Source organism: Streptomyces mexicanus, from assembly GCF_902506575.1.
Classification (GTDB): Bacteria; Actinomycetota; Actinomycetes; order Streptomycetales; family Streptomycetaceae; genus Streptomyces; species Streptomyces mexicanus.
The window spans coordinates 1279070-1303204 of sequence record NZ_LR732544.1; the positions used below are offsets into that span (position 1 = coordinate 1279070).

General features: G+C 73.2%; 23 protein-coding genes and 1 pseudogene. 3 read left to right on the forward strand and 21 right to left on the reverse strand.

Translation table 11 applies throughout. The features are described from left to right. The first annotated feature begins 412 nt into the window (after positions 1–412). Entirely contained in the window at positions 413–1615 is a 1203-nt protein-coding gene (locus tag GV126_RS05825) for an amino acid deaminase/aldolase (protein ID WP_159663258.1), read from the forward strand. A gap of 37 nt (positions 1616–1652) precedes the next feature. Here GV126_RS05825 and GV126_RS05830 read toward each other — a convergent pair whose 3' ends face one another. Genes GV126_RS05830 through GV126_RS05845 form a run of 4 tightly spaced genes read right to left on the reverse strand, consistent with a single transcriptional unit; the run spans position 1653 to position 6356 of the window. Continuing rightward, on the reverse strand, positions 1653–2723 hold the full coding sequence (locus GV126_RS05830; RefSeq protein WP_159673362.1) for a DUF2510 domain-containing protein: 1071 nt from the start codon (positions 2721–2723) through the stop codon (positions 1653–1655). Positions 2724–2770: 47 nt separating this feature from the next. Next, the gene (locus GV126_RS05835) at positions 2771–3562 is read right to left on the reverse strand and encodes a 3-oxoacyl-ACP reductase (RefSeq protein WP_159663260.1); all 792 of its coding nucleotides are present in this window, start codon (positions 3560–3562) and stop codon (positions 2771–2773) included. Then, positions 3559–4938 carry an aldehyde dehydrogenase family protein gene (locus GV126_RS05840; RefSeq protein ID WP_201299920.1) on the reverse strand — a complete coding sequence of 460 codons (1380 nt, stop codon included), beginning with the start codon at positions 4936–4938 and terminating at the stop codon, positions 3559–3561. Before GV126_RS05840 ends, GV126_RS05835 begins: the two co-directional genes overlap by 4 nt. Positions 4939–4991: 53 nt before the next feature. Beyond that, positions 4992–6356 (reverse strand): glutamine synthetase family protein, encoded by a 1365-nt coding sequence (locus GV126_RS05845; protein WP_159663262.1) that lies wholly within the window; start codon positions 6354–6356, stop codon positions 4992–4994. Between the two features lie 134 nt (positions 6357–6490). On the opposite strand from GV126_RS05845, the gene GV126_RS05850 reads away from it, so the two are divergent. Both GV126_RS05850 and GV126_RS05855 read left to right on the forward strand, forming a co-directional pair. Next, a complete protein-coding gene (locus tag GV126_RS05850; protein ID WP_159663264.1) occupies positions 6491–7246 on the forward strand; it encodes a FadR/GntR family transcriptional regulator in 756 nt (251 codons plus the stop codon). Between the two features lie 130 nt (positions 7247–7376). Then, entirely contained in the window at positions 7377–8147 is a 771-nt protein-coding gene (locus GV126_RS05855) for a gamma-glutamyl-gamma-aminobutyrate hydrolase family protein (RefSeq protein ID WP_159663266.1), read from the forward strand. A gap of 69 nt (positions 8148–8216) precedes the next feature. Here the strand turns inward: GV126_RS05855 and GV126_RS05860 are convergent, their stop codons facing one another. The 17 genes and pseudogenes from GV126_RS05860 to GV126_RS05935 form a co-directional block, all read right to left on the reverse strand. Next, entirely contained in the window at positions 8217–9200 is a 984-nt protein-coding gene (locus tag GV126_RS05860) for a LysR family transcriptional regulator (RefSeq protein WP_236569893.1), read from the reverse strand. A 102-nt stretch (positions 9201–9302) separates the two neighbouring features. Continuing rightward, positions 9303–9476 (reverse strand): annotated as a pseudogene (locus GV126_RS05865) (flavodoxin-dependent (E)-4-hydroxy-3-methylbut-2-enyl-diphosphate synthase); the annotation flags it as partial. A gap of 4 nt (positions 9477–9480) precedes the next feature. Continuing rightward, complete coding sequence (gene hpnH, locus GV126_RS05870) at positions 9481–10503, reverse strand: adenosyl-hopene transferase HpnH (protein WP_159663268.1); 1023 nt, start codon at positions 10501–10503, stop codon at positions 9481–9483. A gap of 5 nt (positions 10504–10508) precedes the next feature. Next, positions 10509–11150, reverse strand: a complete 642-nt coding sequence (locus GV126_RS05875; protein ID WP_159663270.1) for a phosphorylase family protein — start codon at positions 11148–11150, stop codon at positions 10509–10511. Continuing rightward, positions 11147–13186 carry a squalene--hopene cyclase gene (gene shc / locus GV126_RS05880; RefSeq protein WP_159663272.1) on the reverse strand — a complete coding sequence of 680 codons (2040 nt, stop codon included), beginning with the start codon at positions 13184–13186 and terminating at the stop codon, positions 11147–11149. Before shc ends, GV126_RS05875 begins: the two co-directional genes overlap by 4 nt. Before the next feature lie 114 nt (positions 13187–13300). After that, positions 13301–14440, reverse strand: coding sequence for a polyprenyl synthetase family protein (locus GV126_RS05885; RefSeq protein ID WP_159663274.1), 1140 nt, complete (start codon positions 14438–14440; stop codon positions 13301–13303). Beyond that, positions 14437–15945, reverse strand: coding sequence for a hydroxysqualene dehydroxylase HpnE (gene hpnE, locus GV126_RS05890; RefSeq protein WP_159663276.1), 1509 nt, complete (start codon positions 15943–15945; stop codon positions 14437–14439). The genes GV126_RS05885 and hpnE overlap by 4 nt, the downstream gene beginning before the upstream one ends. Continuing rightward, complete coding sequence (locus GV126_RS37440) at positions 15942–16085, reverse strand: DUF6380 family protein (protein WP_369123897.1); 144 nt, start codon at positions 16083–16085, stop codon at positions 15942–15944. The genes hpnE and GV126_RS37440 overlap by 4 nt, the downstream gene beginning before the upstream one ends. After that, positions 16082–17032 (reverse strand): presqualene diphosphate synthase HpnD, encoded by a 951-nt coding sequence (hpnD, locus tag GV126_RS05895; RefSeq protein WP_185947219.1) that lies wholly within the window; start codon positions 17030–17032, stop codon positions 16082–16084. Before hpnD ends, GV126_RS37440 begins: the two co-directional genes overlap by 4 nt. Next, on the reverse strand, positions 17029–17925 hold the full coding sequence (gene hpnC, locus GV126_RS05900) for a squalene synthase HpnC (protein WP_159663280.1): 897 nt from the start codon (positions 17923–17925) through the stop codon (positions 17029–17031). Before hpnC ends, hpnD begins: the two co-directional genes overlap by 4 nt. A gap of 389 nt (positions 17926–18314) precedes the next feature. Beyond that, entirely contained in the window at positions 18315–19127 is an 813-nt protein-coding gene (locus GV126_RS05905) for an ABC transporter ATP-binding protein (protein ID WP_159663282.1), read from the reverse strand. Further along, positions 19120–20049, reverse strand: a complete 930-nt coding sequence (locus GV126_RS05910) for an ABC transporter permease (RefSeq protein ID WP_159663284.1) — start codon at positions 20047–20049, stop codon at positions 19120–19122. Before GV126_RS05910 ends, GV126_RS05905 begins: the two co-directional genes overlap by 8 nt. A 103-nt stretch (positions 20050–20152) precedes the next feature. Next, complete coding sequence (locus tag GV126_RS05915; RefSeq protein ID WP_159673368.1) at positions 20153–21025, reverse strand: glycosyltransferase family 2 protein; 873 nt, start codon at positions 21023–21025, stop codon at positions 20153–20155. An 8-nt stretch (positions 21026–21033) separates the two neighbouring features. Continuing rightward, positions 21034–21813 carry a CDP-alcohol phosphatidyltransferase family protein gene (locus tag GV126_RS05920; protein ID WP_159663286.1) on the reverse strand — a complete coding sequence of 260 codons (780 nt, stop codon included), beginning with the start codon at positions 21811–21813 and terminating at the stop codon, positions 21034–21036. Then, a complete protein-coding gene (locus GV126_RS05925; protein WP_159663288.1) occupies positions 21791–22852 on the reverse strand; it encodes an iron-containing alcohol dehydrogenase family protein in 1062 nt (353 codons plus the stop codon). The genes GV126_RS05920 and GV126_RS05925 overlap by 23 nt, the downstream gene beginning before the upstream one ends. Continuing rightward, the gene (locus GV126_RS05930) at positions 22840–23592 is read right to left on the reverse strand and encodes a phosphocholine cytidylyltransferase family protein (protein WP_159663290.1); all 753 of its coding nucleotides are present in this window, start codon (positions 23590–23592) and stop codon (positions 22840–22842) included. The genes GV126_RS05925 and GV126_RS05930 overlap by 13 nt, the downstream gene beginning before the upstream one ends. Then, a partial coding sequence (locus GV126_RS05935; protein ID WP_236569894.1) for a DUF5941 domain-containing protein occupies positions 23589–24135 on the reverse strand: 547 nt, incomplete at its 5' end. The genes GV126_RS05935 and GV126_RS05930, both read right to left, overlap by 4 nt.

Below are 24135 nucleotides of genomic sequence, written 5' to 3' on the forward strand. Positions count from 1 at the left end.
GCCCCAAATCCCCCTCTGTTCCTCCTGGGCGCCGCCCCTGATACCGCCGCCGATGCACCCCTGACGCCGCCGGGGCGGGGGGCGGGGGCCGGCTCGGGGGTGGCGCGCGGGGGTATGGGGGCGTGGCGCGCTTCCGTGCTCATGCACCCCCCGTTTCCTCGTGCCCGGGCCGTCCCTCGTGCGCGGCCGTCGTCGTCACCCCGCCCGGAGCCGACGGGTCGTCACCGGGCACGCATACCCGTACGCAGGGAACGCCATCCCCGCTCACGGAGGTGGCAAGGAGGGTTCCGCCGTACGTGCGCGTCACTCTACGGGCTGAGCGGGCGTCGGCGGGAACCCGGACCGCGCCCCCGGGGCATCTGCCCGGAACGTCCCCCTACCCTGCGGTAATCCCGTCTGGCAGGCTGCCGCCATGACCGCACGCGCCGCCGACCGGGCCCGCTACGACCGCGCCGCCGCCCATCTCGACGCCCCCCTGGCGATCGTGGACCTGGAGGCGTTCGACGCCAACGCCGACGACCTCCTGCGCCGGGCCGGCGGCAAGCCGGTGCGGGTCGCCTCGAAGTCCGTGCGCTGCCGCGCCCTGCTCGAACGCGTCCTGGCCCGGGAGGGTTTCGCGGGTGTCATGGCGTTCACCCTCGCCGAGTCGCTGTGGCTGGCGCGGGCCGGGTTCGACGACGTCCTGCTGGCCTACCCGTCCGCGGACCGCGCCGGATTCGCCGAACTGGCCGCCGATCCCGAGCTCGCCGCGGCCGTCACAGTGATGGTGGACGATCCCGCGCAGCTCGACCTGATCGACGGGGCGCGGGCGGGCGGTCGCGAAGTCGTGCGCGTCTGCCTGGAGTTGGACACCTCGCTGAAGCTGCTCGGCGGGCGGGTCCGGGTCGGGGCGCGCCGCTCCCCGCTGCACTCGCCCGCCCAGGTCGCCGAGGTGGCCCGTACGGTGGCGCGGCGGCCGGGGTTCCGGCTGGTGGGGATCATGGCGTACGAGGGTCACATCGCCGGCGTGGGGGACGCGGTGGCCGGGCGGCCGGTGCGCTCGCGCGCGATCCGGCTGATGCAGGCGGCCGCCCGGCGGGAACTGGCCGAGCGGCGGGCGGCAGTGGTGCGGGCGGTGCGGGCGGTGGCGCCGGAGCTGGAGTTCGTCAACGGCGGGGGCACGGGCAGCGTCCAGCACACCGCCGCGGAGGACGCCGTCACCGAGATCGCCGCGGGCTCCGGCCTGTACGTGCCGCGGCTGTTCGACAACTACACGTCGTTCCGGGGCCGTCCGGCGGCCCTGTTCGCCCTGCCGGTCGTGCGGCGCCCCGGGGTGGGCGTGGTGACGGTCCTCGGCGGCGGCTACCCGGCCTCCGGGCCGGCCGGCCGGGACCGGCTGCCGGTGCCGTACCTGCCCGAAGGGCTGCGCTACGACCCGCAGGAGGGGCCCGGCGAGGTGCAGACGCCGCTGCTGGGCTCGCCCGCCGACGACCTGCTGATCGGTGACAAGGTGTGGTTCCGGCACGCCAAGGCGGGCGAGCTGTGCGAGCGGTTCGACACGCTGCACCTGGTCGAGGGCGACCGGGTGACCGGGAGCGTGCCCACCTACCGGGGCGAGGGCCGTACGTTCCTGTGACCGGCGGTCCGGCCGCCTGTGACGGCCCGGCCGCCGCTCAGCCGTGCGGGCCGATGCTGCTGCCCACGCCGCCGCCCGTGGCGGCGTCGTCGACGGGCCGTATGCCCCGGGTGATGGTGTCGATGTCGGACAGGGGCGGCCCGTCCGGGCCCGCGTCGAGGGCGAACCGGACGACGAGGGGCGCCTGGGTGCCGACGCTGGAGGGGAAGGCGAGCGATTCGACGTAGCCGCCGGGTCCCTGGGCGGTGTGCACCCGCCAGCGCACGAAGTACCCGGCGCGGCCCGCGACCGCCACCTGGCCGGATTTCACCAGCTGGTGGGAGGTGATGCCGCCGTAGAGGCGTTCGCCGGCCCCGTTGCGCTCGTAGGCGGTGTCGGCCGCGTCCGCGATGTCCCCCTTCGCCAGCGCCTCGGGGGTCGTCCCGTCGGCCGCGATCGACGTGTGGGTGCTGACCTGGCCGTGCCGGCAGAAGCTGGTGCCGGCGGGGCAGTCGTAGGTGCCCACGGTGGTCATGACGACGTCGTCGTCGACGGGCCGGTCGGGCTTCTCCCAGCCGTCGGGCACCGGCAGGGTGATGCCGTTGAGCTGGTCGACGGCGACGGAGGGGTCGTCGCCGGACGTCGGCGGGGAGGGCGGGGCGTCGGACGGTGCGGCCGGCGCGGAGGCTGTCGCGGTGGAGGTGGCCGAGGCGGACGCGGTCGCGGGGACGGCTCCGGTGCCGTCGCCGCCGTTCCGGGTGAGCAGGACCGCGCCGGCGGCGATCGCGGCGACCAGGGCGGTCCCGGCGGCGGCCGGGACCACCACCCGGAGCCGGGAGGTCCGTCCGCCCGCGGCCGGGACCGGCGACGGCCCGGACGGGGGCGCGGACCACGGGGCGGGCGGCATCACCTGCCCGTGGTCCGGCCGCACCGGCTGCCCCTCGTCCGGCCGCAGCGGCTGCGGCTGGTGCGCTTGCTGCCGCGGTTGCGGCTGTTGTCGGAACACCGGCTGCGGCGGCTCCGGGGGCGTCTCGGCGGGGCGCCGGTGGTCGGTCCAGGCGGTGCCGTCCCACCAGCGCACAAGGTGCGGGGCCGAGGGATCCGGGTACCAGCCGGGCGGGGGTGTCATGCTCACCCCGGAACTGTAGGACGCGCGACCACCGGCGCACACCGGTGCTACAGCGGGGTGACGTACGCCCCCGCGATGCCCCCGTCCACCAGGAAGTCGGTGGCGTTGACGAAGGAGGAGTCGTCGCTGGCGAGGAACGCGACGGCGGCGGCGATCTCCTCGGCCTCCGCGAACCGCCCGAGGGGGATGTGCACGAGGCGGCGCGCGGCCCGTTCCGGGTCCTTGGCGAACAGCTCCTGCAGCAGCGGGGTGTTGACCGGGCCGGGGCACAGGGCGTTCACGCGGATGCCCTCGCGGGCGAACTGCACGCCCAGCTCGCGGGACAGGGCGAGCACCCCGCCCTTGGAGGCGGTGTAGGAGATCTGGGACGTGGCCGCGCCCATCCGCGCCACGAAGGACGCCGTGTTGATGATGGAGCCCTTGCCCTGGCGCCGCATGTAGGGCAGGGCGGCCTTGCAGCACAGGTAGACGGAGGTGAGGTTGACCTCCTGGACGCGCCTCCAGGCGTCCAGGCCGGTCTCCAGGATGGAGTCGTCGTCGGGCGGGGAGATACCGGCGTTGTTGAAGGCGACGTCGACGCTGCCGTAGGTGTCGTACGCCGCGCGGAACAGCGCCTCGACCTGGTCGGGGTCGGTGACGTCGACCTTCACGAAGAGACCGCCGGTCTCGTCGGCGGCGGCCTTGCCGCGGGTCTCGTCGATGTCGCCGCACACGACGTGCGCGCCCTCGGCGGCGAGCCGGCGCGCGGAGGCCAGGCCGATGCCGCTGCCGGCTCCGGTGACGACGGCGGTGCGGCCGACCAGGCGGCGGCAGACGGCCTCTTCGGTGGATGCGGTCACAGTGCGGGGCCCTCCGTGCTGATGAAGACGTTCTTGGTCTCGGTGAAGGCGGTCAGGGCGTCGGGGCCGAGTTCGCGGCCGAGGCCGGACTGCTTGAAGCCGCCGAACGGCGTCCAGTAGCGGACGCTGGAGTGGGAGTTGACGGACAGGTTGCCGGCGCGGACGGCCTGGGCGACGCGCAGGGCGCGGCCCACGTCCCGGGTCCAGACGGAGCCGGACAGGCCGTAGGGGGTGTCGTCGGCGAGGCGGATCGCGTCCTGTTCGTCGGTGAAGGGCAACAGGACGGCGACGGGTCCGAAGATCTCCTCGCGGGCCGCGGGGCTGTCGTTGCGTTCGGCCGTGAGCACGGTCGGCGGGAACCAGAACCCGGGGCCGTCGGGCGCGCTGCCGCGCAGGGCGGGGGCGTCGTCGGGGACGTAGGACCGTACGCGGTCGAGCTGCCGGCGGGAGATCAGCGGGCCCATCTGGGTCTTGTCGTCGGCCGGGTCGCCCACGACCACGGCGGCGAGGGCGTCGGCGAGCAGCTCGCGGGCCTGATCCAGCACGGTCTCCTGGACCAGGATGCGGGTGCGGGCGCAGCAGTCCTGGCCGGCGTTGTCGAGGAAGGAGAACGGGTCGAGCGCGGCGGTGAGGTCGGCGTCGGCGAAGACGATGTTCGGGCTCTTGCCGCCGAGTTCCAGGGTGACCGGCTTGACCAGCCGGGCACAGCGTTCCATGACCTCGCGGCCGGTGCCGGTGGAGCCGGTGAACACGATCTTGGCGACGTCCGGGTGGTCGACCAGGGCGCGCCCGGCGGTGCGGCCGTGGCCGGGCAGCACCTGCAGGACGTGCTCGGGCAGACCCGCCTCCAGGGCGAGTTCGGCCAGGCGCAGGGCGGTGAGCGGGGTGGCCTCGGCGGGCTTGAGGACGACCGCGTTGCCCGCCGCGAGCGCCGGGAAGGAACCCCAGGCGGCGATCGGCATCGGGAAGTTCCAGGGGGCGATGACGCCGACGACGCCGAAGGGTTCCTGGAAGGTGACGTTCCAGCCGCCGGGCACCGGGATCTGCCGGCCCAGCAGGCGTTCGGCGCCGCCGGCCGCGTACAGCAGGACGTCGCGGGCGTTGCCGGCCTCCCAGTGCGCGTTGCCCAGCGTGTGGCCGGCCTCGCGGACCTCCAGCCGGGCCAGTTCCTCCCGGTGGGCGTCGACGGTGTCGGCGAAGCGGCGCAGCAGCCGGGCCCGGTCGGCGGGGGCGAGCGCGGCCCACGTCCGCTGGGCGCGCACGGCGCGTGCGACGGCGGCGTCGACGTCCTCGCCGGTGGCGGCGGGGACGGTGGCGACGACCTCCTCGGTGGCCGGGGCGAGGACCGTCAGCTCGTCAGTGTCGCGGCCCGTCAGCTCCTCGGGGTCGCGGACCGTCAGCTCGTCGGGATCGGACACGGCGTGACCTTTCACAGGCGTTCGAAGGAGCGGCGCAGCTCCCAGTCGGTGACGGCGGCGTCGAAGGCGGCCAGTTCGACGCGGGCCATGTTCAGGTAGTGCGCGACGACCTCGTCGCCGAAGGCGGCCTTGGCCAGGGGGCTGTTCTCCCACAGCTCGGCGGCCTCGCGCAGGGTGGTCGGGACGTGCTGGTGGTCGGCGGCGTAGGCGTTGCCCGGGCAGGGTTCGGGCAGGGGCAGCCGCTGCTCGACGCCGTACAGGCCGGCGGCGACCATCCCGGCGACGGCGAGGTAGGGGTTGACGTCGCCGCCGGGCAGCCGGTTCTCGAACCGCAGCGAGCGGCCGTGGCCGACGACCCGGAGCGCGCAGGTGCGGTTGTCGCGGCCCCAGGCGACGGCGGTGGGCGCGAAGGAGCCGGGCTGGAACCGCTTGTAGGAGTTGATGTTGGGGGCGTACAGCAGCGCGAAGTCGCGCAGGGCGGCCAGCTGTCCGGCGAGGAAGTGGCGCATGACCTCGGACATCCCGCCGGGGCCGTCCCCCGCCATGGCGTTGGCGCCGTCGGCGTCGGCGAGCGAGAGGTGGATGTGGCAGGAGTTGCCCTCGCGTTCGTTGTACTTGGCCATGAAGGTGAGCGACATGCCCTCCTGGGCCGCGATCTCCTTGGCGCCGGTCTTGTAGACGGCGTGCTGGTCGCAGGTGACGAGGGCCTCGTCGTAGCGGAAGGCGATCTCGTGCTGGCCGGGGTTGCACTCGCCCTTGGCGGACTCCACGGTCAGCCCGGCGCCCGCCATCTCGTTGCGGATCCGGCGCAGCAGGGGCTCGACGCGACCGGTGCCGAGGATGGAGTAGTCGACGTTGTACCGGTTGGCCGGGGTCAGTCCGCGGTAGCCGCTGTCCCAGGCCCGCTCGTAAGTGTCCTTGAAGACGATGAACTCCAGCTCGGTGCCGACCTGGGCGGTGAGGCCGAGTGCGGCGAGGCGGTCCAGCTGGCGGCGCAGGATCCGCCGGGGCGCGGCGGCGACCGGGGAGCCGTCCTCCCAGGCGAGGTCGGCCAGGGCCAGCGCGGTTGCCGGGTGCCAGGGGACACGGCGCAGGGTGGACAGGTCGGGGTGCAGGGCGAAGTCGCCGTAGCCGCGGTCCCAGGAGGCCATGGCGTAGCCGTCGACGGTGTTCATCTCGGTGTCGACGGCGAGGAGGTAGTTGCAGCCCTCGGTGCCGTGGCGCAGCACCTCGTCGACGAAGAAGCGGGCGGCGAACCGCTTGCCCTGCAACCGGCCCTGCATGTCGGGGAAGGCCAGGACCACCGTGTCGATCTCCCCGCCGGCGACGAGGGCGTGCAGTTCCTCCACGGCGAGCGGGGGTGTGCGGTCTGCCACGGGCGTGCCTCCTCGGGCTGTGGCGCCGGACGGGGACCGTCACGGCCGGCCCGGCTGGGGCGGCCCTGCCGGCCATGACGCGCTGGCCATAAGGTATGGGTGAGAACCATTGCCTGGGAAGGGGGCGCGGCCGAATGGCGCGGGACGCGGGTGGGGACGCGGGTCCGGGCGGCGGCGGTCCGGTCGACCGGCTCACGGCGGTGCTGCGCCCGGTGCGGGCCGGCAACGGCTTCGAGGAGGCGCTGGAGCAGGTCCTGCAGGTGGTCCGGCTCGGACTGGTACCGGCCGGCGGGCGGCTGCCGGCCGAGCGGGAGCTGGCACAGCGGCTGCGGATCAGCCGGGTGACCCTGCGCGAGGTGCTGAAGGTGCTGCAGGACCAGGGGCTGGTGGAGGCGCGGCGCGGGCGGTACGGCGGAACGTTCGTGCTGCCGCGGCCCGACGCCGGTGACGGCAGCGATCTGCGGCGCCGCATCGCCGGGGCGGACCTCGAGGACGTGCTGCGCTTCCGCGAGGTGCTGGAGACGGGCGCGGCCGGGCTGTGCGCGGCGCACGGGCTGACCGGGCCGGGGGCGGACCGGCTGCGCGAGGCGCTGGAGCGCACCCGTGAGGCCCCGCTCGACGACTACCGCCGGGCGGACACACTGCTGCACCTGACCCTGGCCGAGCTGTCCGGCTCCCCGTCGCTGACCGCCCAGTACGCGGCCGTCCGGGCCACGGTCAACGACCTGCTGGACTGCATACCGCTGCTGGTGCGCAACCTGGAGCACTCCCAGCGGCAGCACACCGCGCTGGTGGAGGCGGTGCTGGACGGGGACGCGGAGGGGGCGCGCGAGACGATGCGCGAACACTGCGCGGGGACGGCGGCGCTGCTGCGGGGTTTCCTGGCGTGAGGAGCAAGGGGCGGCGCATGCGGCCGGGCGCGGCAGGATGTCCGCAAAGGGGCCCGGCAGGATCTCCGCAAAGGTGTGCGCCGGCACCTTTGGCGCCCGGGGAGGGCGAGCAGAGCAGGAGGAGGAAAGCATGGCCGTACCACCGCTGATCGGGGTGAGCACGTATCTGGAGGCGGGCACCCGCTGGGGAGTGTGGGAGCTGGAGGCGGCGCTGCTGCCGGCCGGCTATCCGCGGCTGGTGCAGCGGGCGGGCGGGCTCGCCGCGATGCTGCCGCCGGACGCGCCCGAGCGTGCGGCCCAGGCCGTGGCGCGCCTGGACGGGCTGGTCGTCGCCGGCGGCCCGGACGTCGATCCGGCGCGCTACGGCGCCGAGCGCGATCCCCGCACAGGGCCGCCCGCCCCGGCCCGGGACGCCTGGGAACTCGCCCTGATCGAGGCCGCCCTGGCCGCGCGGCTGCCGCTGCTGGGCATCTGCCGGGGCATGCAGCTGCTGAACGTCGCCCTGGGCGGGACGCTGGTCCAGCACCTGGACGGGCACGCCGAGGTCGTCGGCGTCTTCGGCGGCCACCCGGTCCGGCCGGTGCCCGGCACCCGCTACGCCGCGGCCGTCCCGGAGGAGACCACCGTCCCGACCTACCACCACCAGGCCGTCGACCGCCTCGGCCGAGGACTGATCCCCTCGGCGCACGCGGCGGACGGCACCGTGGAGGCCATCGAGCTGCCCTCCCCCGCCCCCTGGGTGCTGGGCGTCCAGTGGCATCCGGAGATGGGCGAGGACCCGCGGGTCATGCGCGCCCTGATCCGCGCGGCGAGCGGGGAGACGCCGTCCGGCGCGCCGGCAGAGACAGCGGCACCGGCACCGGCGGCGGCACGGACGGGTACACGCGCCTCCACCGTCTAGCCACGGCTGTGCGCCCCGGCCCGGGGCCCACGTGGGGCGCGGCGGACGCCGTACCCCGGCTCCCCGCCCCTACGGGGTCCGGCAGCGGGTCAGCGACAGCAGGTCGCGGGCCGGGCCGGTCGGGCGGTGGCCGGTGGGCCAGACCGCGCGCAGGTCGCGCCGCAGGGCGACCCCCTGGACCGGGACGTTGACCAGGCGGCGCAGGGACAGCTCCTCCCCCACCGCGAGTTCGCTCAGCACCGCCGGACCCGCCCCGCTGACCGCGGAGGCCTTCACGGCCGTGGTCGAGGACAGTTCGATCAGCGGGCGGGCCAGCCCGCCCAGCGCCGCGTCCAGGACCTGCCGGGTCCCGGAGCCCTTCTCGCGCAGGATCAGCGGTGTGGCAGCCAGTTCCGCCGCGTCCAGGGGGCGCCGGCGGCGGGCCCAGGGATGGCCGGGAGCCGTCACCACGATCAGCCGGTCGTGGGCGATCACCGCGGAGTCCAGGCCGGCCGGCACCGACAGCCCCTCCACGAACCCCAGGTCGGCCGCGTCGTTCAGCAAGCGTTCGGCGACCATCGCCGAGTTCCCGGCGAGCAGCGACACTGCCGTGTCCGGCCGGCGGGCGCGCAGGGCGATCAGCCAGCCGGGCAGCAGGTACTCCGCGATCGTCATGCTCGCCGCGACCCGCAGCCGGGAGTCCCGCCGGTCCCGCAGCGCCTGTGCCCCCGCGTCGAAAGCCTCGGCGGCCTCCACGACCCGCCGTGCCCAGTCCGTCACCAGCGCGCCCGCGTCCGTCAGCCGTGAGCCGCGCGGCGAGCGGTCCACCAGGGCCAGCCCGAGCTGCCGTTCCATGGAGCGGATCCGGCTGCTCGCGGCCGGCTGCGTGATGCCCAGCTCCCGGGCCGCCGCGCCCAGGCTGCCCAGGCGTGCCACCGCCAGCAGCAGCTCCAGCGCGCCCAGGTCCGGCACCCGGTGCGCCAGCAGCCCACCGGTCGGCCGCGCCGTCCCCCTCGCCCCGCTCTCCGCGGCGCCTGCGGAGCCTTCTCCAGCACGCTGCTCCGGCTTTCCCATAAACCCAGCTTATGTGGGGCGTGGGCGCGACCCGTCGGCGGCCAGGTCGGCCGTGCGCGGCCCGGACTACCGGCGGCCCCGTCACCCGTGCGCGGCCCCACCCATCTGCTGCAGCGTCGCCCCGATGTCGGAGGTCCGCGTCGTCGTCATCGACTGCACCGACACCGGCGCGTCCCCACCCACCGCCACCGGCCCGACATGGATCTGACGGCTCTTGCGCCGCTCGGCGATCGGTCGGGCCGGCACCTCGGGGACGCCCAGGGAAATGGCGGTCATGGCCTCAGCCCCGGGTCCCGGAGACGGGCTCGCGCATGGCGCGCAGGGACTCCTTCAGCGATCCCATGGTGGCCAGGACGGCGGTGGGCTCGTAGCCGCAGTGCGCCATGCAGTTGTCGCAGCGCGGGTCCTTGCCGCGGCCGTACTTGTCCCAGTCGGTCTTCTCGATGAGTTCCCGGTAGGTGGGCACGTAGCCGTCGCTCATCAGGTAGCAGGGGCGCTGCCAGCCGAAGAGCGAGTAGTTGGGGATCGCCCAGGCGGTGCAGGGGAAGTCGACCTTGCCCTCGAGGAAGTCGAGGAACAGCGGCGAGTGGTTGAGCCGCCAGCGGCGGCGGTTGCCGCCCGCGAAGGCCTTCTTGAACAGCTCCCGGGTCTGCGTGACGCCGAGGAAGTGGTCCTGGTCGGGCGCCTTCTCGTAGGCGTAGGCGGGCGAGATCATCATCTCGTCCACCTTCAGCTCGTCGTTGAGGAAGTTCAGGACGTCGATGATGGTCTGCGGGGTGTCGGTGTTGAAGAAGGTGGAGTTGGTGGTCACGCGGAAGCCGCGCCGCTTGGCCTCCTTGATGGCCGCCACCGCCTCGTCGAACACACCCTCCTTCGCGACGGACTCGTCGTGCCGCTCGCGCAGGCCGTCGATGTGCACGGCGAAGGCGAAGTAGGGCGAGGGCTTGAACTTGTCCATCTTCTTGCGCAGCAGCATCGCGTTGGTGCACAGGAAGACGTACTTCCGCTTGGCCACCAACTGGCGCACGATCTCGTCGATCTGCGGATGCATCAGCGGCTCGCCGCCGGCGATGGACACCATCGGCGCACCGGACTCCAGGACCGCGCCCACGGCCTGGGCCACCGGCATGCGCTGCTTGAGCACCCCGGCCGGGTGCTGGATCTTGCCGCAGCCCTCGCACTTCAGGTTGCAGGCGAAAAGCGGTTCAAGCTCCACGATCAGCGGAAACTTGTCCCGCTTGCGCAGCTTCTGTTCGGCCAGATATGTCGCGACCTTGATGGACTGGCGCAGTGGCATGGCCATCTGGCTCACCTCCTGGAGAGCAGCACATTACGGTGCCATTCGAAGAAAGTCGGTAGTACGGAACGAAGAACGCGGAAAGCCGATATTCCACCGCGCACTGTGCCGATTCGGACGAGTTCATGTTCTGGAGCGTCCACCACGACCCGGACGGCCGCAACCGGGCGCGGGCGCGTGCGCACGGCGCTCAGAAGCGTGGCCGCCGACTCCATGTCGACGGCGATCGCGCCGATGGCCCGCAGGTCGGACCGTTCCACACCGCGCACGACGTGGTCGGATCCGGTCAGCGGCCCGGTGTGGACCACGCGCCCGGGCAGGGTGCGGGAGAGCTCCTTGACCAGCAGGTCGGTGCCGACGCACGCGACGCTGCCGCGCGGGTCCCGGGTCTCCTCGGCGACCACCAGGTCGCCGGGGTGCATGCCGGGTGCGAGCCCCGCGCAGAAGCCCGTGGCCAGCACGGCGGCCCCGGCCAGCGCCGGGTCGGCCAGGGCCCGGGTGACGGAGCGCTCCGCCGCCTTGGGCCCCATCCCCGAGCGCAGGACGGCCACCGGCCCGCCGGCGCCGCTCTTGTCGCCGGTGCGCAGGGCGAAGTGCTCGATGCCGAGCGCGCAGGCGATCAGCAGCGGTGCCGGAGCGGGCTGTGTGCTCATCCGTTCCCCTTGACCTCGGCCGGGGAGCGGTCGGCCGCCGCGGCGGCCCGGGCCGTGCCGACGACCGGCTCGCCGTTGACGTAGCGGCCGAGCGCGGTCAGCGGGAAGACCTGGCGGTACAGGTGGTAGTTGATGGAGAAGTCCCAGGGGAAGCCGGTGCCGGTGAAGTACGGCTCGTCCCAGGAGCCGTCCTCCCGCTGGGCGGCCGCCAGCCACTCGATGCCGCGCTCGACGGCCTTGGAGTCCTGCTCCCCCGCCGCCAGCAGCGCCATCAGCGCCCACGCGGTCTGCGAGGGCGTGGAGGCGCCCTTGCCGGCCCACTCCTTGGAGTACTTGTAGGAGCGCAGGTCCTCGCCCCAGCCGCCGTCGTCGTTCTGGACGGACTCCAGCCAGGCCACCGCGCGGCGGATCGCCGGGTGGGAGCCGGGCAGGCCGGCGGCGGTCAGGGCGGGCACCACGGAGCCGGTGCCGTAGATGTAGTTCACGCCCCAGCGGCCGAACCACGAGCCGTTCGGCTCCTGCTCGGCCAGCAGCCACTCGATGCCGCGCCGGGTGCGCGGATCGTGCGACAGGCCTTCGTAGGCGAGCATCTCCACCACGTGCGCGGTGACGTCCGCGGACGGCGGGTCGATGACCTCGCCGAAGTCGCAGAACGGCAGCCGGTTGGGGAAGGGGCTGGTGTTGTCGACGTCGAAGGCGCCCCAAGCGCCGTTCTTCGACTGCATGCCGAGGTTCCAGCGCACACCGCGCCGGACGGCCTTGTCCACCCGCTCGGGGTCGTGGTGCCTGACCCGGCGCAGCGCGAGGACGACCTCGGCGGTGTCGTCGATGTCGGGGTAGTTGTCGTTGTGGAACTCGAACGCCCAGCCGCCCGGGGGCAGCGTCGGCCGGCGCACGGACCAGTCGCCGGGGCGCACGATCTGCTCGCCCAGCATCCAGTCGGCGGCCTTGACCAGCTGCGGGTGGTCGGCGGGCACACCGGCGTCGGCCAGCGCGATGGTGGCCAGGCAGGTGTCCCAGACCGGCGACTGGCAGGCCTCGATCATCCGGGCGCCGTCCTCGCGCCAGACGGCGAAACGGTCCAGCGACTCCAGGCCGGCGCGCATCACCGGGTGCTCCAGGTCGTAGCCCAGCAGGTGCAGGGCGATGACCGAGTACACGGCCGGCGGCTGGATGCCGCCCCAGCAGCCGTCGTTCTCCTGCCGCTCGATGATCCAGCGGGCCGCGGAGTTGATCGCGGCACGGCGCAGCCGCTTGGGCGCCACCTTGCGGAAGGCGTGCAGGGCCTTGTCGATGCGCTGGAAGGCGCCGTCCCAGCTGGCGACCGGGGCGAGCGGCCTGGGCGGGTTGGGCACGGCCGGGTCGGTGTGCAGCTCGTCCAGCGGGAACGGCGCGGGACGCACCGGCCGCTTGGCGGACACGATGGTCAGCGGCACGATGGTCTGCCGGGCCCAGCAGCCGAAGTCGTAGATGTTGAGCGGCATCCACGTCGGGAAGTAGATCAGCTCGGGCGGGAGTTCGGGCAGGTCCTCCCACTTCCACCAGCCGAACAGGGCGAGCCAGATCCGGGTGAAGACGCGCGAGGCGGCGATGCCGCCCTGCTCGCGGATCCACGCCGAGGCCTTGGCCATGTGCGGGGCGTCGGGCGCGTCGCCGGCCAGGCGCAGCGCCACGTAGGCCTCGATGGTGGTGGACAGCTCGCCGGGGCCGCCGTAGAAGGTGGCCCACGTGCCGTCCTCGCGCTGCTCACCGCGGATGAAGAGGGCGGCGGCCTGCGTGGTCTTCTCGTCCCGGATGCCCAGGAACTGACGCAGCAGCAGGTCCTCGGCGTCCATCGTGACGTTCGTCTCGAGGTCGCCCTTCCACCATCCCTCGGTGTCCTGCTTCGACAGCAGGTAGTCGGTGGCACGCCGGACGGCGAGTGCGGCGGCTTGTTTCACCCCGGCCGCCTCGGGGGTGGAGGGTACGGAGTCGCTGGCCGAGGCAGCGCGGGGCGGCAGTGTCGCCCCGGTGCTTCCGTCGGTCGTCGCTGTCATGGCTTCCCCTTCGTGCAGTCGTACACATCGTGCTGCTGTGGGTCCGCCGTCGGCCGATGTCCGGAACCTTCCGGAACCGGCCGGCGACTACGCGAGGCTGTCAACTGATAGTGATCATCTCTTTCGTACGACGACGAAGTCGGCGAGCGCCGTGAACGCTGCCCGCACCTGGTCGGGCATGGTGACGGCGTCGAGGGCTTCGATGGCGATGGTGTGCTGGCGGCGCGCCTCTTCGGCCGTCCACTCACGGCCGCCCGCCTCCTCGATGAGGGCGGCGCGGGCCGCGAACTCCTCCTCGGAGAAGTTCTCGAAGTCGCTGCTCTTGGCATCGGCGGCGAGGATCTCGCCGAGTCGCTCGGAGGCGGGGCCGCCGGCCGCGAGCGCGGCCACGACCGGCAGGGACTTCTTGCGCTGGCGCAGATCGCTCCAGGTCTGCTTGCCGGTGGCGTCCGGGTCGCCCCAGATGCCCAGCAGGTCGTCGACGGCCTGGAAGGCCAGGCCGAGGTGATGGCCGTACCCCTCCAGGGCGTCGGCGGTGGCGTCGTCCGCGCCGCCGAGCACGGCGCCGATGGAGCTGGCGCAGGCGAGCAGGGCACCGGTCTTGTTGCCCTCCATCTCCAGGCACTCCGCGACGCTGACCCGGTCGCGGTGTTCGTAGGAGATGTCCTGGGCCTGACCGTCGATCAGGGCCCGGGTGGCGGTGGTCAGCCGGCGGGCGGCGCGGCCGGCCTCGACCGTGCCGAGCTCCAGCAGGACCTCGTTGGCCAAGGCGAACAGCGCGTCACCGACCAGGATGGCCTGGGCGGGCCCGTGCACCTTCCATACGGTGTCGCGGTGCCGGCGCTGCTCGTCGCCGTCCATCAGGTCGTCGTGCAGCAGCGAGAAGTTGTGCACGAGTTCGACGGCCACCGCTCCGGGCACACCGGCGGCGGGGTCGGCGCCGGTGACCTCGGCGGAGAGCACCGCCAGTGCGGGCCGGACGGCCTTGCCGCCGTCCCCGTGCGCCGGGTTGCCGGCCGCGTCGATCCAGCCGAAGTGGTAGGCGGCGACGGTGTCCATGGGCGGGGCCAGCCGGGCGACGGCGGCCTTCAGGACCGGCGTGGCCAGGGTCCGGCCGCGCTCCAACAGCGCGGTCACGTCCACCGCGGTCCTTCGAGCGGGCGCCGAGGCCGGGGGCACAGTGGGCACAGTCTCTCCTCTTGTCGCGGTGCCGGGGGTGCGGGGACCCGTCACGGGCTGCTGGTCGGACGTCACCGGATCCCCTCCCGCACGGCGGCTCCGGTCACGTCCGGTCGCCGGCCGGGGGGCCGGGGGATGTCCCCGGTCACGAGGCCCGGCGGCGCCTCCTCGAAGGTGAAGAGGCGGCTCGGGCGGGGCCGGCCCAGGGCGCTGAGCGCGGCGTCCGCCGCGCTGACACCGCTGCGGACCGCGCTCTCCATGGTCGCGGGCCACCCGGTGGCGGTCCACGCTCCGGCCAGGTACAGGCCGGGGGCCTTGGTGCGGGCGCCGGGCCGCAGCCGCCCGACGCCGGGGGACGGGGCGAACGTGGCCGTACGCTCCCGGGTGACGAAGAAGTCCCGGACCTGGGCGTCGCGTGCCAGGGGCAGCAGCCGCCGCAGCTCGGGAAGGTAGCGCTCGCGCAGTTCGGCGACGGGCGCGTCGATGTCCTGGTGCGCCACGGACTGGGACAGCGCCAGGTACTGGCCGTGCTTCAGCCCGGAGGCCTCGGTACGGTCGAAGATCCATTGTACCGGCGTGCCGATCGCGGCGACGAAGGGGGCCGTCAGCACCGTGCGGTCGTAGACGACGTGGACGTTCAGGATCGGCGCGGTGCCGATCTCCAGCAGCCGCTCGGGGGCGTCCAGCGCGCCCTCCGGCAGCAGGGCGTGGGCCTCGCGCTGGGGTACGGCGAGGACGACCGCGTCGGCGATGAGCGTCTCGCCGGGAACCTGGACGACGAAGCGTCCGTTGTCCTGGAGGGAGACGGAGGTGACGCGTGTACGGACCTCGGTACGGACGCCCGCGGAGTCGAGCGCCTTGCGGGCCAGCCGGTCGTGCAGTTCGCCCAGCGGGACGCGGGCCCAGCCGATGTCGGCCGCGCCCGGGTCGGACAGCAGACCGGTCTTGAACACCATCGCGGCCAGCCCCAGCGAGGCGTCGGAGGCGGTCGCGTTGAGGGTGGCGACCCCCACGAGGTCCCACAGTGCCTCGACGGCACGCGCCGACTGGCCGTGCGCGGCCAGCCAGCTGCCGAAGTCCTGGGTGTCCAGGGCCGGGTCGGCAGGGTCGAGGGCCTTGAGCGCGAGTGCGGCGCGGCCCACCCGTGCGCGTTCGGCGAGGGAGAGGCGCGGGTAGGAGGCCAGGCTGCGCCCGAGATGCAGGGGTACGGGCAGCGGATCGCGCCTGAGTCTGCCGAGCCGGCGCCCCTCGGGGCGGGCGGCGTCGAGGACGGGGACGTCGAGCCGGTCCTGCAGCGGGGCCAGGGCCGCGCCGCCGATCCGGTCCAGGAACCACCGGTAGGCGGTGCAGCAGCGCAGGGAGACGTGCTGTCCGTTGTCGACGGTGAGGTCGCCGCGGCGGAAGGAGAAGGCCAGGCCGCCCAGCCGGGGCCGGCCCTCCAGCAGCGTCACGCGCACTCCGGCGTCGGCGAGCGAGAGCGCGGCGGTCAGGCCCGCCAGGCCGCCGCCGACCACGACGGCGTGTCGTGCGGCGTCCGGCGTCGTGGTGAGCGCACCGTCCGGGCGCGTGCCGTCGGTCATCGTGCGCCCTCCCCTGTGCGTCCGCCGCGGTGGGCGGGCTTGCCCCGGCCGACCGCCACCGTGAGTGACGCGGTGCGCCGGCGGGGGGTTGCGCGCCGGTCGCCGTCGATGACTTCCGTCTGCCTCGGATCGGTGGTCACGCACGCCTCCTGACGGCCTGCCGGGTGACGTGGCGGGTGTCCAGGCCGGACAGGCCGCGCACGGCGACGTACGCCTTCTCCCGGCCGGGCAGGGAGACCCGCCCGCGCAGGACGGCCTCGGGTTCGCGGGCGATGCGGTCGAGCAGCCGGCGGTAGATCCCGGCCATCGCGGCGACGCACGCGCCGCTGCGCCGGTCGAGCATGGGCAGCAGCTGGTAGCCCTCGGCGAACAGGGCGCGGGCCCGGCGCACCTCGAAGTGGACCAGTCCGGCGAAGTCGGAGCCCTCCGGCGGTCTGGGTCCGTGGAACCCGGCCGAGCAGCCGAACTTGGCCAGGTCGTCGGCGGGCAGGTAGGTGCGGCCGCCCAGGGCGTCCTCGCGGATGTCGCGCAGGATGTTGGTCAGCTGCAGGGCGAGGCCCAGCGTGTCGGCGTACTCGGGGGCGCGCTCGGCGCCGCGCGCGCCGGGCTCGGTGCCGAACACGCCGAGGGAGAGCCGTCCGATGGCACCGGCCACGCAGCGGCAGTACACCTTCAGGTCGTCCCAGGTCTCGTACGTCTCGCCGCGCACGTCCATCAGGACGCCGTCGATCAGTTCGTCCAGGCCGCCGAGCGGGATCGGGAAGGTCCGGGCGGCGTGGGCGAGGGCGACCGCGACGGGGTCGGTGTCGTCGTCCTCCACCGCGCCCTCGCGGATGCGGCCGAGCAGCGCCCGGGTGTCCTGGAGCCTGGCGACCTTCACCTCGTCGTCCAGCGCGCCGTCGCCGATGTCGTCGACACGCCGGGAGAACGCGTACAGCGCCGACATCGCGCGGCGCTTGGGCGTCGGCAGCAGCCGGATGCCGTAGGCGAAGTTGCGGGCCTGCTGTCCGGTGACGGCCTCGCAGTAGCTGTAGGCGGCGAGTACCGGTGCGGACGCGTGCTGTTCCGACTCCACGGCCCGGATCACCCCTCTCCTCGCAGAGTCACGCCCACCTCGCGCAGCAACTGGACAGTGCCGGGCTTGGGCGGGCCGGGAAGTACGTCGTATCGGGCGGCGGCGATCGCGTCGATCGCCGCCCTTCCCCCCGCCACGAACCCTGCGAGCAGCAGCTTCAGTCTGCCGTGGACGCTACCCACCAGGGGGGCGCCTTCATTCAGCAGATCGCGGGCGCGTTGCGCTTCGTACGCGACCAGGGCGCGCACCGATGCGCCCGCGGTGGGCGTGGCGAGATCCGCCTCCTGGACGTGAAAGCGTTTCATGTCCTCGGCGGGCAGATAGATGCGGTCGCGTCCGAGGTCCTCCTTGACGTCCTGGAGGTGTTCGACGACCTGCAGCGCGGTGCAGATCGCGTCGGACCGGCGGATCCGCTCGGGGGTCGAGGTGCCGGTGACGGCGAGGACGAGGCGGCCGACGGGGTTGGCGGACAGCTCGCAGTAGGCGAGGAGGTCGTCGTAGGTCTCGTACCGGGTGACGAGCTGGTCCTGCCGGTTGGCGGCGATCAGGCCGAGGAAGGGCTCCGGGGTCAGCGCGCGGCGGCGCACGGTGGGCTGCAGCCGGCGCAGCAGCGGGTGGCGCGGGGTGCCGTCGAAGACCCGGCGCAGGTCGGCCTCGAAGGCGTCCAGCAGGACCAGCCGGTCCTCGGCCTCGTCGGGCGACACGCCGAGCAGCCGGGCGTCGGTGCCGCCGGGGGCCAGGTCGCCGTCGCCGATGTCGTCGACGAGGCGGGCGAAGCCGTACACGGCCATGAGGTCGTCGCGCCAGGCACGGGGCAGGAAGAACGGTGCCACGGGGAAGTTCTCACCCGCGGCCTTGTCGAGGGTGGCGCGTTCCGCATCGCGCGCCGTCGCAGTCGGGCTCATCGTCCGCTGCCCGGGGCGGGGACGGCACATGCTGCGTTGAGCTGGGGAGTTTCCGTAGCCATTGCCGTCACATCTCCCGTTCTACACTGCCGACCCAACACACACTATTTCGGACACGCCGCCCGGCCGTCCGCGGGGCGGCCGGGCGCAGGGTGTCGCGCATTATCTCCCCACTTGCCGCTTTCCGGGACCGGTACAGCTTACGTTGTACAACGCAGCGAGCCTCAGGGGGGTGTCCTGCACATCACAACAACACACCGATCGCTTTCAAGATTCCTTGGCTCGCGGCAAGTTGGCCCATGGTGACCTTTCCGTTACGAACGAGCGGGGGCCCCACCGGAAAATCTCCCGGTGGGGCCCCGAGCGGGTGAGGCCGGCCGCTGGTGCGGCTACCTGCTCGTGAACTTCTCGTACTCCTTCAGCACCTCGTCGGTGGGCCCGTCCATGCGGAGTTCCCCGCGTTCCAGCCACAACACCCGGTCGCAGGTGTCACGGATCGACTTGTTGTTGTGGCTGACCAGGAAGACGGTGCCGGCCTGCTTGCGCAGTTCGCGGATGCGGTCCTCGGAGCGCTTCTGGAAGGCGCGGTCACCGGTGGCCAGCGCCTCGTCGATCATCAGCACGTCGTGGTCCTTGGCCGCGGCGATGGAGAACCGCAGCCGGGCCGCCATGCCGGAGGAGTACGTGCGCATCGGCAGCGAGATGAAGTCGCCCTTTTCGTTGATGCCGGAGAAGTCGACGATGTCCTGGTAGCGCTCTTTGATCTCCTCGCGCGACATGCCCATGGCGAGCCCGCCCAGGATGACGTTGCGCTCGCCGGTCAGGTCGTTCATCAGTGCGGCGTTCACGCCGAGCAGGGAGGGCTGGCCGTCGGTGTAGACCTTGCCCTTCTCGGCGGGCAGCAGGCCCGCGATGGCACGTAGCAGGGTCGACTTGCCGGAGCCGTTGGAGCCGATCAGGCCGATGGCCTCGCCGCGGTAGGCCACGAAGGACACCCCGCGCACGGCGTGCACCTTGCGCACCCCGCGCGCCGCGTCGCCCGAGCCGCGCCGCAGGATGCGGCTGAGGGCGGCGGTGGCGCTGCCCTTGCCCGCCTTGGCGCCGTTGACGCGGTAGACGATGTGCAGGTCGTCGGCGATGACCGTGGGGACCCGCGCCCCGCCACCGGGTGCGCCGCCCTGTTGGGGATTCTGCTCAGCCACGGCCGTACCTCTCCTCCGCCTTCCAGAAGTACACGAAGCCGCCGGCGAAGACGACCACGGCCCAGCCCAGGGCGACAGCCCACACGTGCGGGGGCAGGTGCTCGCGGCCGTAGTCGTCGAGCAGCGCGAACCGCACCAGGTCCATGTAGACCGCGGCCGGGTTCAGCTGCATCAGCCGGATGAGCCACTCGGGCTTGCCGACCAGCATGCCGCTGATGGAGAACATCACGCCCGAGGCGTACATCCAGGTACGCATCACGAACGGCATCAGCTGGGCGAGGTCGGGGGTCTTCGCGCCCATCCGGGCCAGGATCAGCGCCAGCCCGGAGTTGAACAGGAACTGCAGCACCAGCGCCGGCACGATCAGCAGCCAGGCCAGGCGCGGATAGTTGCCGAAGGCGACCGCGACGACGAACACCACGATCATCGAGAACAGCAGCTGCTGGAGCTGCTGCAGCGCGAAGGAGATCGGCAGGGAGGCGCGCGGGAAGTGCAGCGCGCGCACCAGGCCGAGGTTGCCGGAGATGGCGCGCACGCCCGCCATGACGGAACTCTGGGTGAAGGTGAACACGAACACGCCCGTCACCAGGAACGGGATGTACGTGCCGTGGTCCATGCCCCGGCTGGCCTTGAGGATGAGGCCGAAGATGAAGTAGTACACCGCCGCGTTGAGCAGCGGGGTGGCCACCTGCCAGAGCTGGCCGAGCTTGGCCTGGCTGTACTGGGCGGTCAGCTTCGCCTGGGAGAAGGCCAGGATGAAGTGGCGCCGGCCCCAGAGCTGACGTACGTACTCCCTGAGCGGGGGACGGGCACCGCTGACGGCCAGCCCGTACTTGGCGGCGAGCCGGGCAGCGTCGAGCCCCTCGTCGGGCGACGGAACCGCGCCGAGGGCGACGCCGCCGTCATGCGTTGTCTCACTCACAAGTGGATACTTTCGTCTTCGAGATGCGCAAGCCTGTGCGACTGTACGGGCATGGCACGAGCACCGGCCGGGCGCGGCCGGGTGCCCTCGGGGAACGAGCTTGTCAGATCACCGGTGGTCGGCCCAGTCGGGTGAGCCGCCACACCGTACGCCATTTCATGGGCCGACGTGGCCCGCAGGCGGTCGTCCAGCCCTCGCGGAAGCCGCCGAACCAGGCCCTGAGGGCCGGGCGCGAGGGGCGGCGGGCCAGGGTGAGCAGCAGCCAGACCCCGAGGTAGACGGGCACGAGCACGGCCGGCAGGTTGCGCCGGGCCAGCCAGACCCGGTTGCGGGCCACCATGCGGTGGTACACCGCGTGCCGCGAGGGCGCGGTCGTGGGGTGGTACAGCACCATGTCGGACCGGTAGTCGATCATCCAGCCCGCGTCCAGGGCGCGCCATGCCAGGTCGGTCTCCTCGTGCGCGTAGAAGAACGCGTCGGGCAGTCCGCCGACCTCGGCGAACACCTTCGTGCGCACGGCGTTCGCGCCGCCGAGGAAGGTGGTGACCCGCGAGGAGCGCATCGGGTCCGAGGCGCGCAGCCGCGGCACGTGGCGGCGCTGGGTGAGGCCGGTGTCGGGGTCGGCGATGCGGAAGCTGATGATGCCGAGCCGGTCGTCCTCGGCGAAGGCCCTGCGGCACAGCTCGGCGGTGTCGGTGCGGGCGAGCAGGCCGTCGTCGTCGAGGAACAGCAGGATGTCGACGTCGCTGCCGCCCGGCCCGAAGGCCTCGATGCCGACGTTGCGGCCGCCGGGGATGCCCAGGTTCTCGGGCAGCTCGATCGTGCGGACGCCCTCGGGGACCTCGGGCACGGGCGAGCCGTTGCCGACGACGACCACCTCCACCGGGTCGCCGTCCTGCTTGGCGACCGAATCCAGCAGGGCGCGCAGCTCCTCGGGGCGGTTGCCCATGGTGATGACGACGGCCCCGACCTTCATGGCCCCGCTCACCGCAGCCTGCTGGAGGCGAGGATGGACACCAGGTGCAGCAGCGTCTGCAGCACCGCGATGCCGGCGAGGACGGCGGTGCCGAGCCGGGTGAAGAACAGATCGCCCCGGGCCTGGTCCACGATGGCGAGGACCAGGATCAGCAGCGACGCCTCGATGCCGAGGATCAGCCGGTGGAACTTCAGCGCGGCGGCGGCCCGGCGGGCCAGCGCCATCCCGGAGGAGCGCGGCTCGGCGGCGGCCTCCTTCACCGGCGGCAGCCCGCCCTGGTGGCGGGCGACGCCGACCAGGTCGGTCTCGGCCTTGATCAGGATCGCGCCGAGCGCGGCCAGCGTGCCGAGGAAGGCCCACAGCCAGTCGATCCGCCCCGGCCCCCACAGGTCGGCGGCGCGCAGGCCGAGCCCGACCAGCACGGCGGCGTCGGTGAGGTAGGCCCCGACCCGGTCGAGGTAGACCCCGCCGAGGGAGAACTGCTGCTTCCAGCGGGCCACCTCGCCGTCGACGCAGTCCAGCAGCAGGTACAGCTGGACGGCGACGACGCCGAGCACGGCACCGGGGATGCCCGGCACCAGCAGCGCCGGGGCCGCCAGCACGCCGAACAGGGTCATCAGGTAGGTGAGCTGGTTGGGCGTGACCCTGGTGCCCACCAGATAGCGGTCGATGCGCAAGGACACCTCGCGCATGTACAGGCGTCCCGCCCAGTGCTCCCCGCTGCGCCGGTCCTTGACCCCGGCGGGGTGGACGACCGGTCTCAGTTCAGCTACCGATGGCCTTGACATAGTCGGCGTAGATGTCCTTGATCTGCTCGGTCGTGAGGTCGAGGTGTTCCAGGATGGTGTAGCGGCCGGGGCGGGTCTCGGGGGCGAACTCCACGACCCGGACGAACTCCTGCGCGCTGAAGCCGATCTCCTCCGGCAGCACGGGCAGCCCGTGCCGCCGCAGCACCTCGGCGATCAGGGCGGACTCCTCGTGGGCTCCGCGCAGGTGCATGGCGAAGGCCGCGCCGATCCCGACTTGCTCGCCGTGGCTCGCGGCGCGCTGCGGATACAGCAGGTCGAAGGCGGGGCTGATCTCGTGGCAGGCGCCGGAGGACGGCCGGGAGTCGCCGGAGATGGACATCGCGATGCCGGTGAGGACCAGTGCCTCGGCGAGCACCTGCAGAAAGCCGTTGCCGCCGATGCCGCCGGGGTGCCGCAGCACGGCCTCGCCCGCCTGGCGGGCCATGGCCGCGGCCAGGCCGTCGACCTTCTCGCCGTTGACGCGCTGGGACAGCTCCCAGTCCGCGACCGCGGAGATGTTCGACACGGCGTCGCCGATGCCGGAGCGCACGAAGCGCGCCGGGGCCTCGCGGATCACGTCCAGGTCGATGACGACCGCGATCGGGGTCGGCACGCCGTAGGAGCCGCGCCCGGCGTCGTTGTCCAGGGTGGCCACCGGCGAGCACAGGCCGTCGTGCGCCAGGTTGGTGGGCACGGCGACCAGAGGCAGGCCGACGCGGGCGGCGGCGAACTTGGCGCAGTCGATGATCTTGCCGCCGCCCAGGCCCACCACCGCGTCGTAGCGGCCGGACTTCATCTGCCCGGCGAGCCGAATCGCGTCGTCCAGGGTGCCGCCGCCCACCTCGTACCAGGTCGCGCCCGGCAGCGAGGGGGCGATCCGCTCCCGCAGCCGCGATCCCGAGCCGCCGCTGACCGCCACGGCCAGCCGCCCCGAGTGCGACACGCGCTCGTCGGCGAGGACGCTCGCGAGATCGTTCAGCGCGCCCGCGCGGATGTCGACGGCGACCGGCGACGGAATGAGCCGGGTCAGTACTGGCACGCGATCTCCCGGCCCTTGGCGAGGTCGTCGTGGTTGTCGATCTCCACCCACGGGACGTCGCCGATCGGCGCCACGTCGATCTTGAAGCCGCGGTCCACCAGCTCCTGGTAGCCGTCCTCGTAGTACAGCTGCGGGTCGCGCTCGAAGGTGGCCTTCAGCGCGTCGGCCAGCTCCGCGGCCGCCTCGCCCTCGATCAGGGTCACGCCGATGTACTCGCCGGTGGCCTCGGCCGGGTCCATCAGCTTGGTGATCCGCCGGACGCCCTTGTCGGGGTCGGCGACGACCTTCATCTCCTCCTCGGCGAGCTGCTTGACCGTGTCGAGGGCGAGGATGATCTTCTTGCCGTCGCCGCGGGCGGCCAGCAGGGTCTTCTCCACCGAGACCGGGTGCACGGTGTCGCCGTTGGCGAGGATCACGCCGTCCTTGAGGGCGTCCCGGCCGCACCACAGGGAGTAGGCGTTGTTCCACTCCTCGGCCTTGTCGTTGTCGATGAGCGTGAGCTTCAGACCGTACTTCTGCTCCAGGGCCGCCTTGCGCTCGTACACGGCCTCCTTGCGGTAGCCCACGACGACCGCCACCTCGGTCAGGCCGACCTCGGCGAAGTTCCCGAGGGTCAGGTCGAGGACGGTGATGCTGTCCTCCGCGCCCTCGGGCCCCACCGGCACCAGCGCCTTGGGCAGGGTGTCGGTGTAGGGGCGCAGACGCCGTCCGGCGCCGGCCGCCAGCACGAGGCCGATCATGCGGGTTCTCCTTCGTCGTGTACGGCGGGCGCGCCCCGCAGATGAGAGGCCACCCAGAAGCGGATGCTCTCGGCGAGCACCAGCACGGCCACGAGCACGGCGAGGGCCGTGAGCGCGACCTTGAACTGGACAGCGGTGAGCAGTGCGGCGAACACGGTGACGAGCAGCGTCCGCCCCTCCTGCCCCCCGATCGCGCGCACCAGGCGGGCCGGCGGCGCTCCGGCGTTGCCGCGGATGCGGTACACCGTGTCGTAGTGATGGTAGGCGACGGCCGCCACCAGCCCGAACGCCGCCGGCAGCACCCCGTTCACCTCGGCGCGGGCCGCGAGGGCGAGGACGGTGCCGTACTCGGCGGCCCGGAAGAACGGCGGGACCAGCCAGTCCAGGGCGCCCTTGAGCGGGCGGGCCACGGCGAGCGCCGAGGTCAGGACGTAGACGAGCGCGCCGGCGACGGGCCAGGGGCTGCCGAGGCCGGTCAGCGCCGCGGGGACGACGACGGCGGCGCCGCCGAGCAGGGCGAGGGCGGGGGCCGCGATGCCGGGC

Excerpts from the sequence above, each read along its gene's own strand:
- GV126_RS05825 (WP_159663258.1), top strand. The coding sequence starts at position 413 with ATGACCGCACGCGCCGCCGACCGGGCCCGCTACGACCGCGCCGCCGCC.
- GV126_RS05830 (WP_159673362.1), bottom strand. The coding sequence starts at position 2,723 with ATGACACCCCCGCCCGGCTGGTACCCGGATCCCTCGGCCCCGCACCTT.
- GV126_RS05850 (WP_159663264.1), top strand. The coding sequence starts at position 6,491 with ATGGCGCGGGACGCGGGTGGGGACGCGGGTCCGGGCGGCGGCGGTCCG.
- GV126_RS05855 (WP_159663266.1), top strand. The coding sequence starts at position 7,377 with ATGGCCGTACCACCGCTGATCGGGGTGAGCACGTATCTGGAGGCGGGC.
- GV126_RS05860 (WP_236569893.1), bottom strand. The coding sequence starts at position 9,200 with ATGGGAAAGCCGGAGCAGCGTGCTGGAGAAGGCTCCGCAGGCGCCGCG.
- hpnH (WP_159663268.1), bottom strand. The coding sequence starts at position 10,503 with ATGGCCATGCCACTGCGCCAGTCCATCAAGGTCGCGACATATCTGGCC.
- GV126_RS05875 (WP_159663270.1), bottom strand. The coding sequence starts at position 11,150 with ATGAGCACACAGCCCGCTCCGGCACCGCTGCTGATCGCCTGCGCGCTC.
- shc (WP_159663272.1), bottom strand. The coding sequence starts at position 13,186 with ATGACAGCGACGACCGACGGAAGCACCGGGGCGACACTGCCGCCCCGC.
- hpnE (WP_159663276.1), bottom strand. The coding sequence starts at position 15,945 with ATGACCGACGGCACGCGCCCGGACGGTGCGCTCACCACGACGCCGGAC.
- hpnC (WP_159663280.1), bottom strand. The coding sequence starts at position 17,925 with ATGAGCCCGACTGCGACGGCGCGCGATGCGGAACGCGCCACCCTCGAC.
- GV126_RS05915 (WP_159673368.1), bottom strand. The coding sequence starts at position 21,025 with ATGAAGGTCGGGGCCGTCGTCATCACCATGGGCAACCGCCCCGAGGAG.
- GV126_RS05920 (WP_159663286.1), bottom strand. The coding sequence starts at position 21,813 with ATGTCAAGGCCATCGGTAGCTGAACTGAGACCGGTCGTCCACCCCGCC.
- GV126_RS05930 (WP_159663290.1), bottom strand. The coding sequence starts at position 23,592 with ATGATCGGCCTCGTGCTGGCGGCCGGCGCCGGACGGCGTCTGCGCCCC.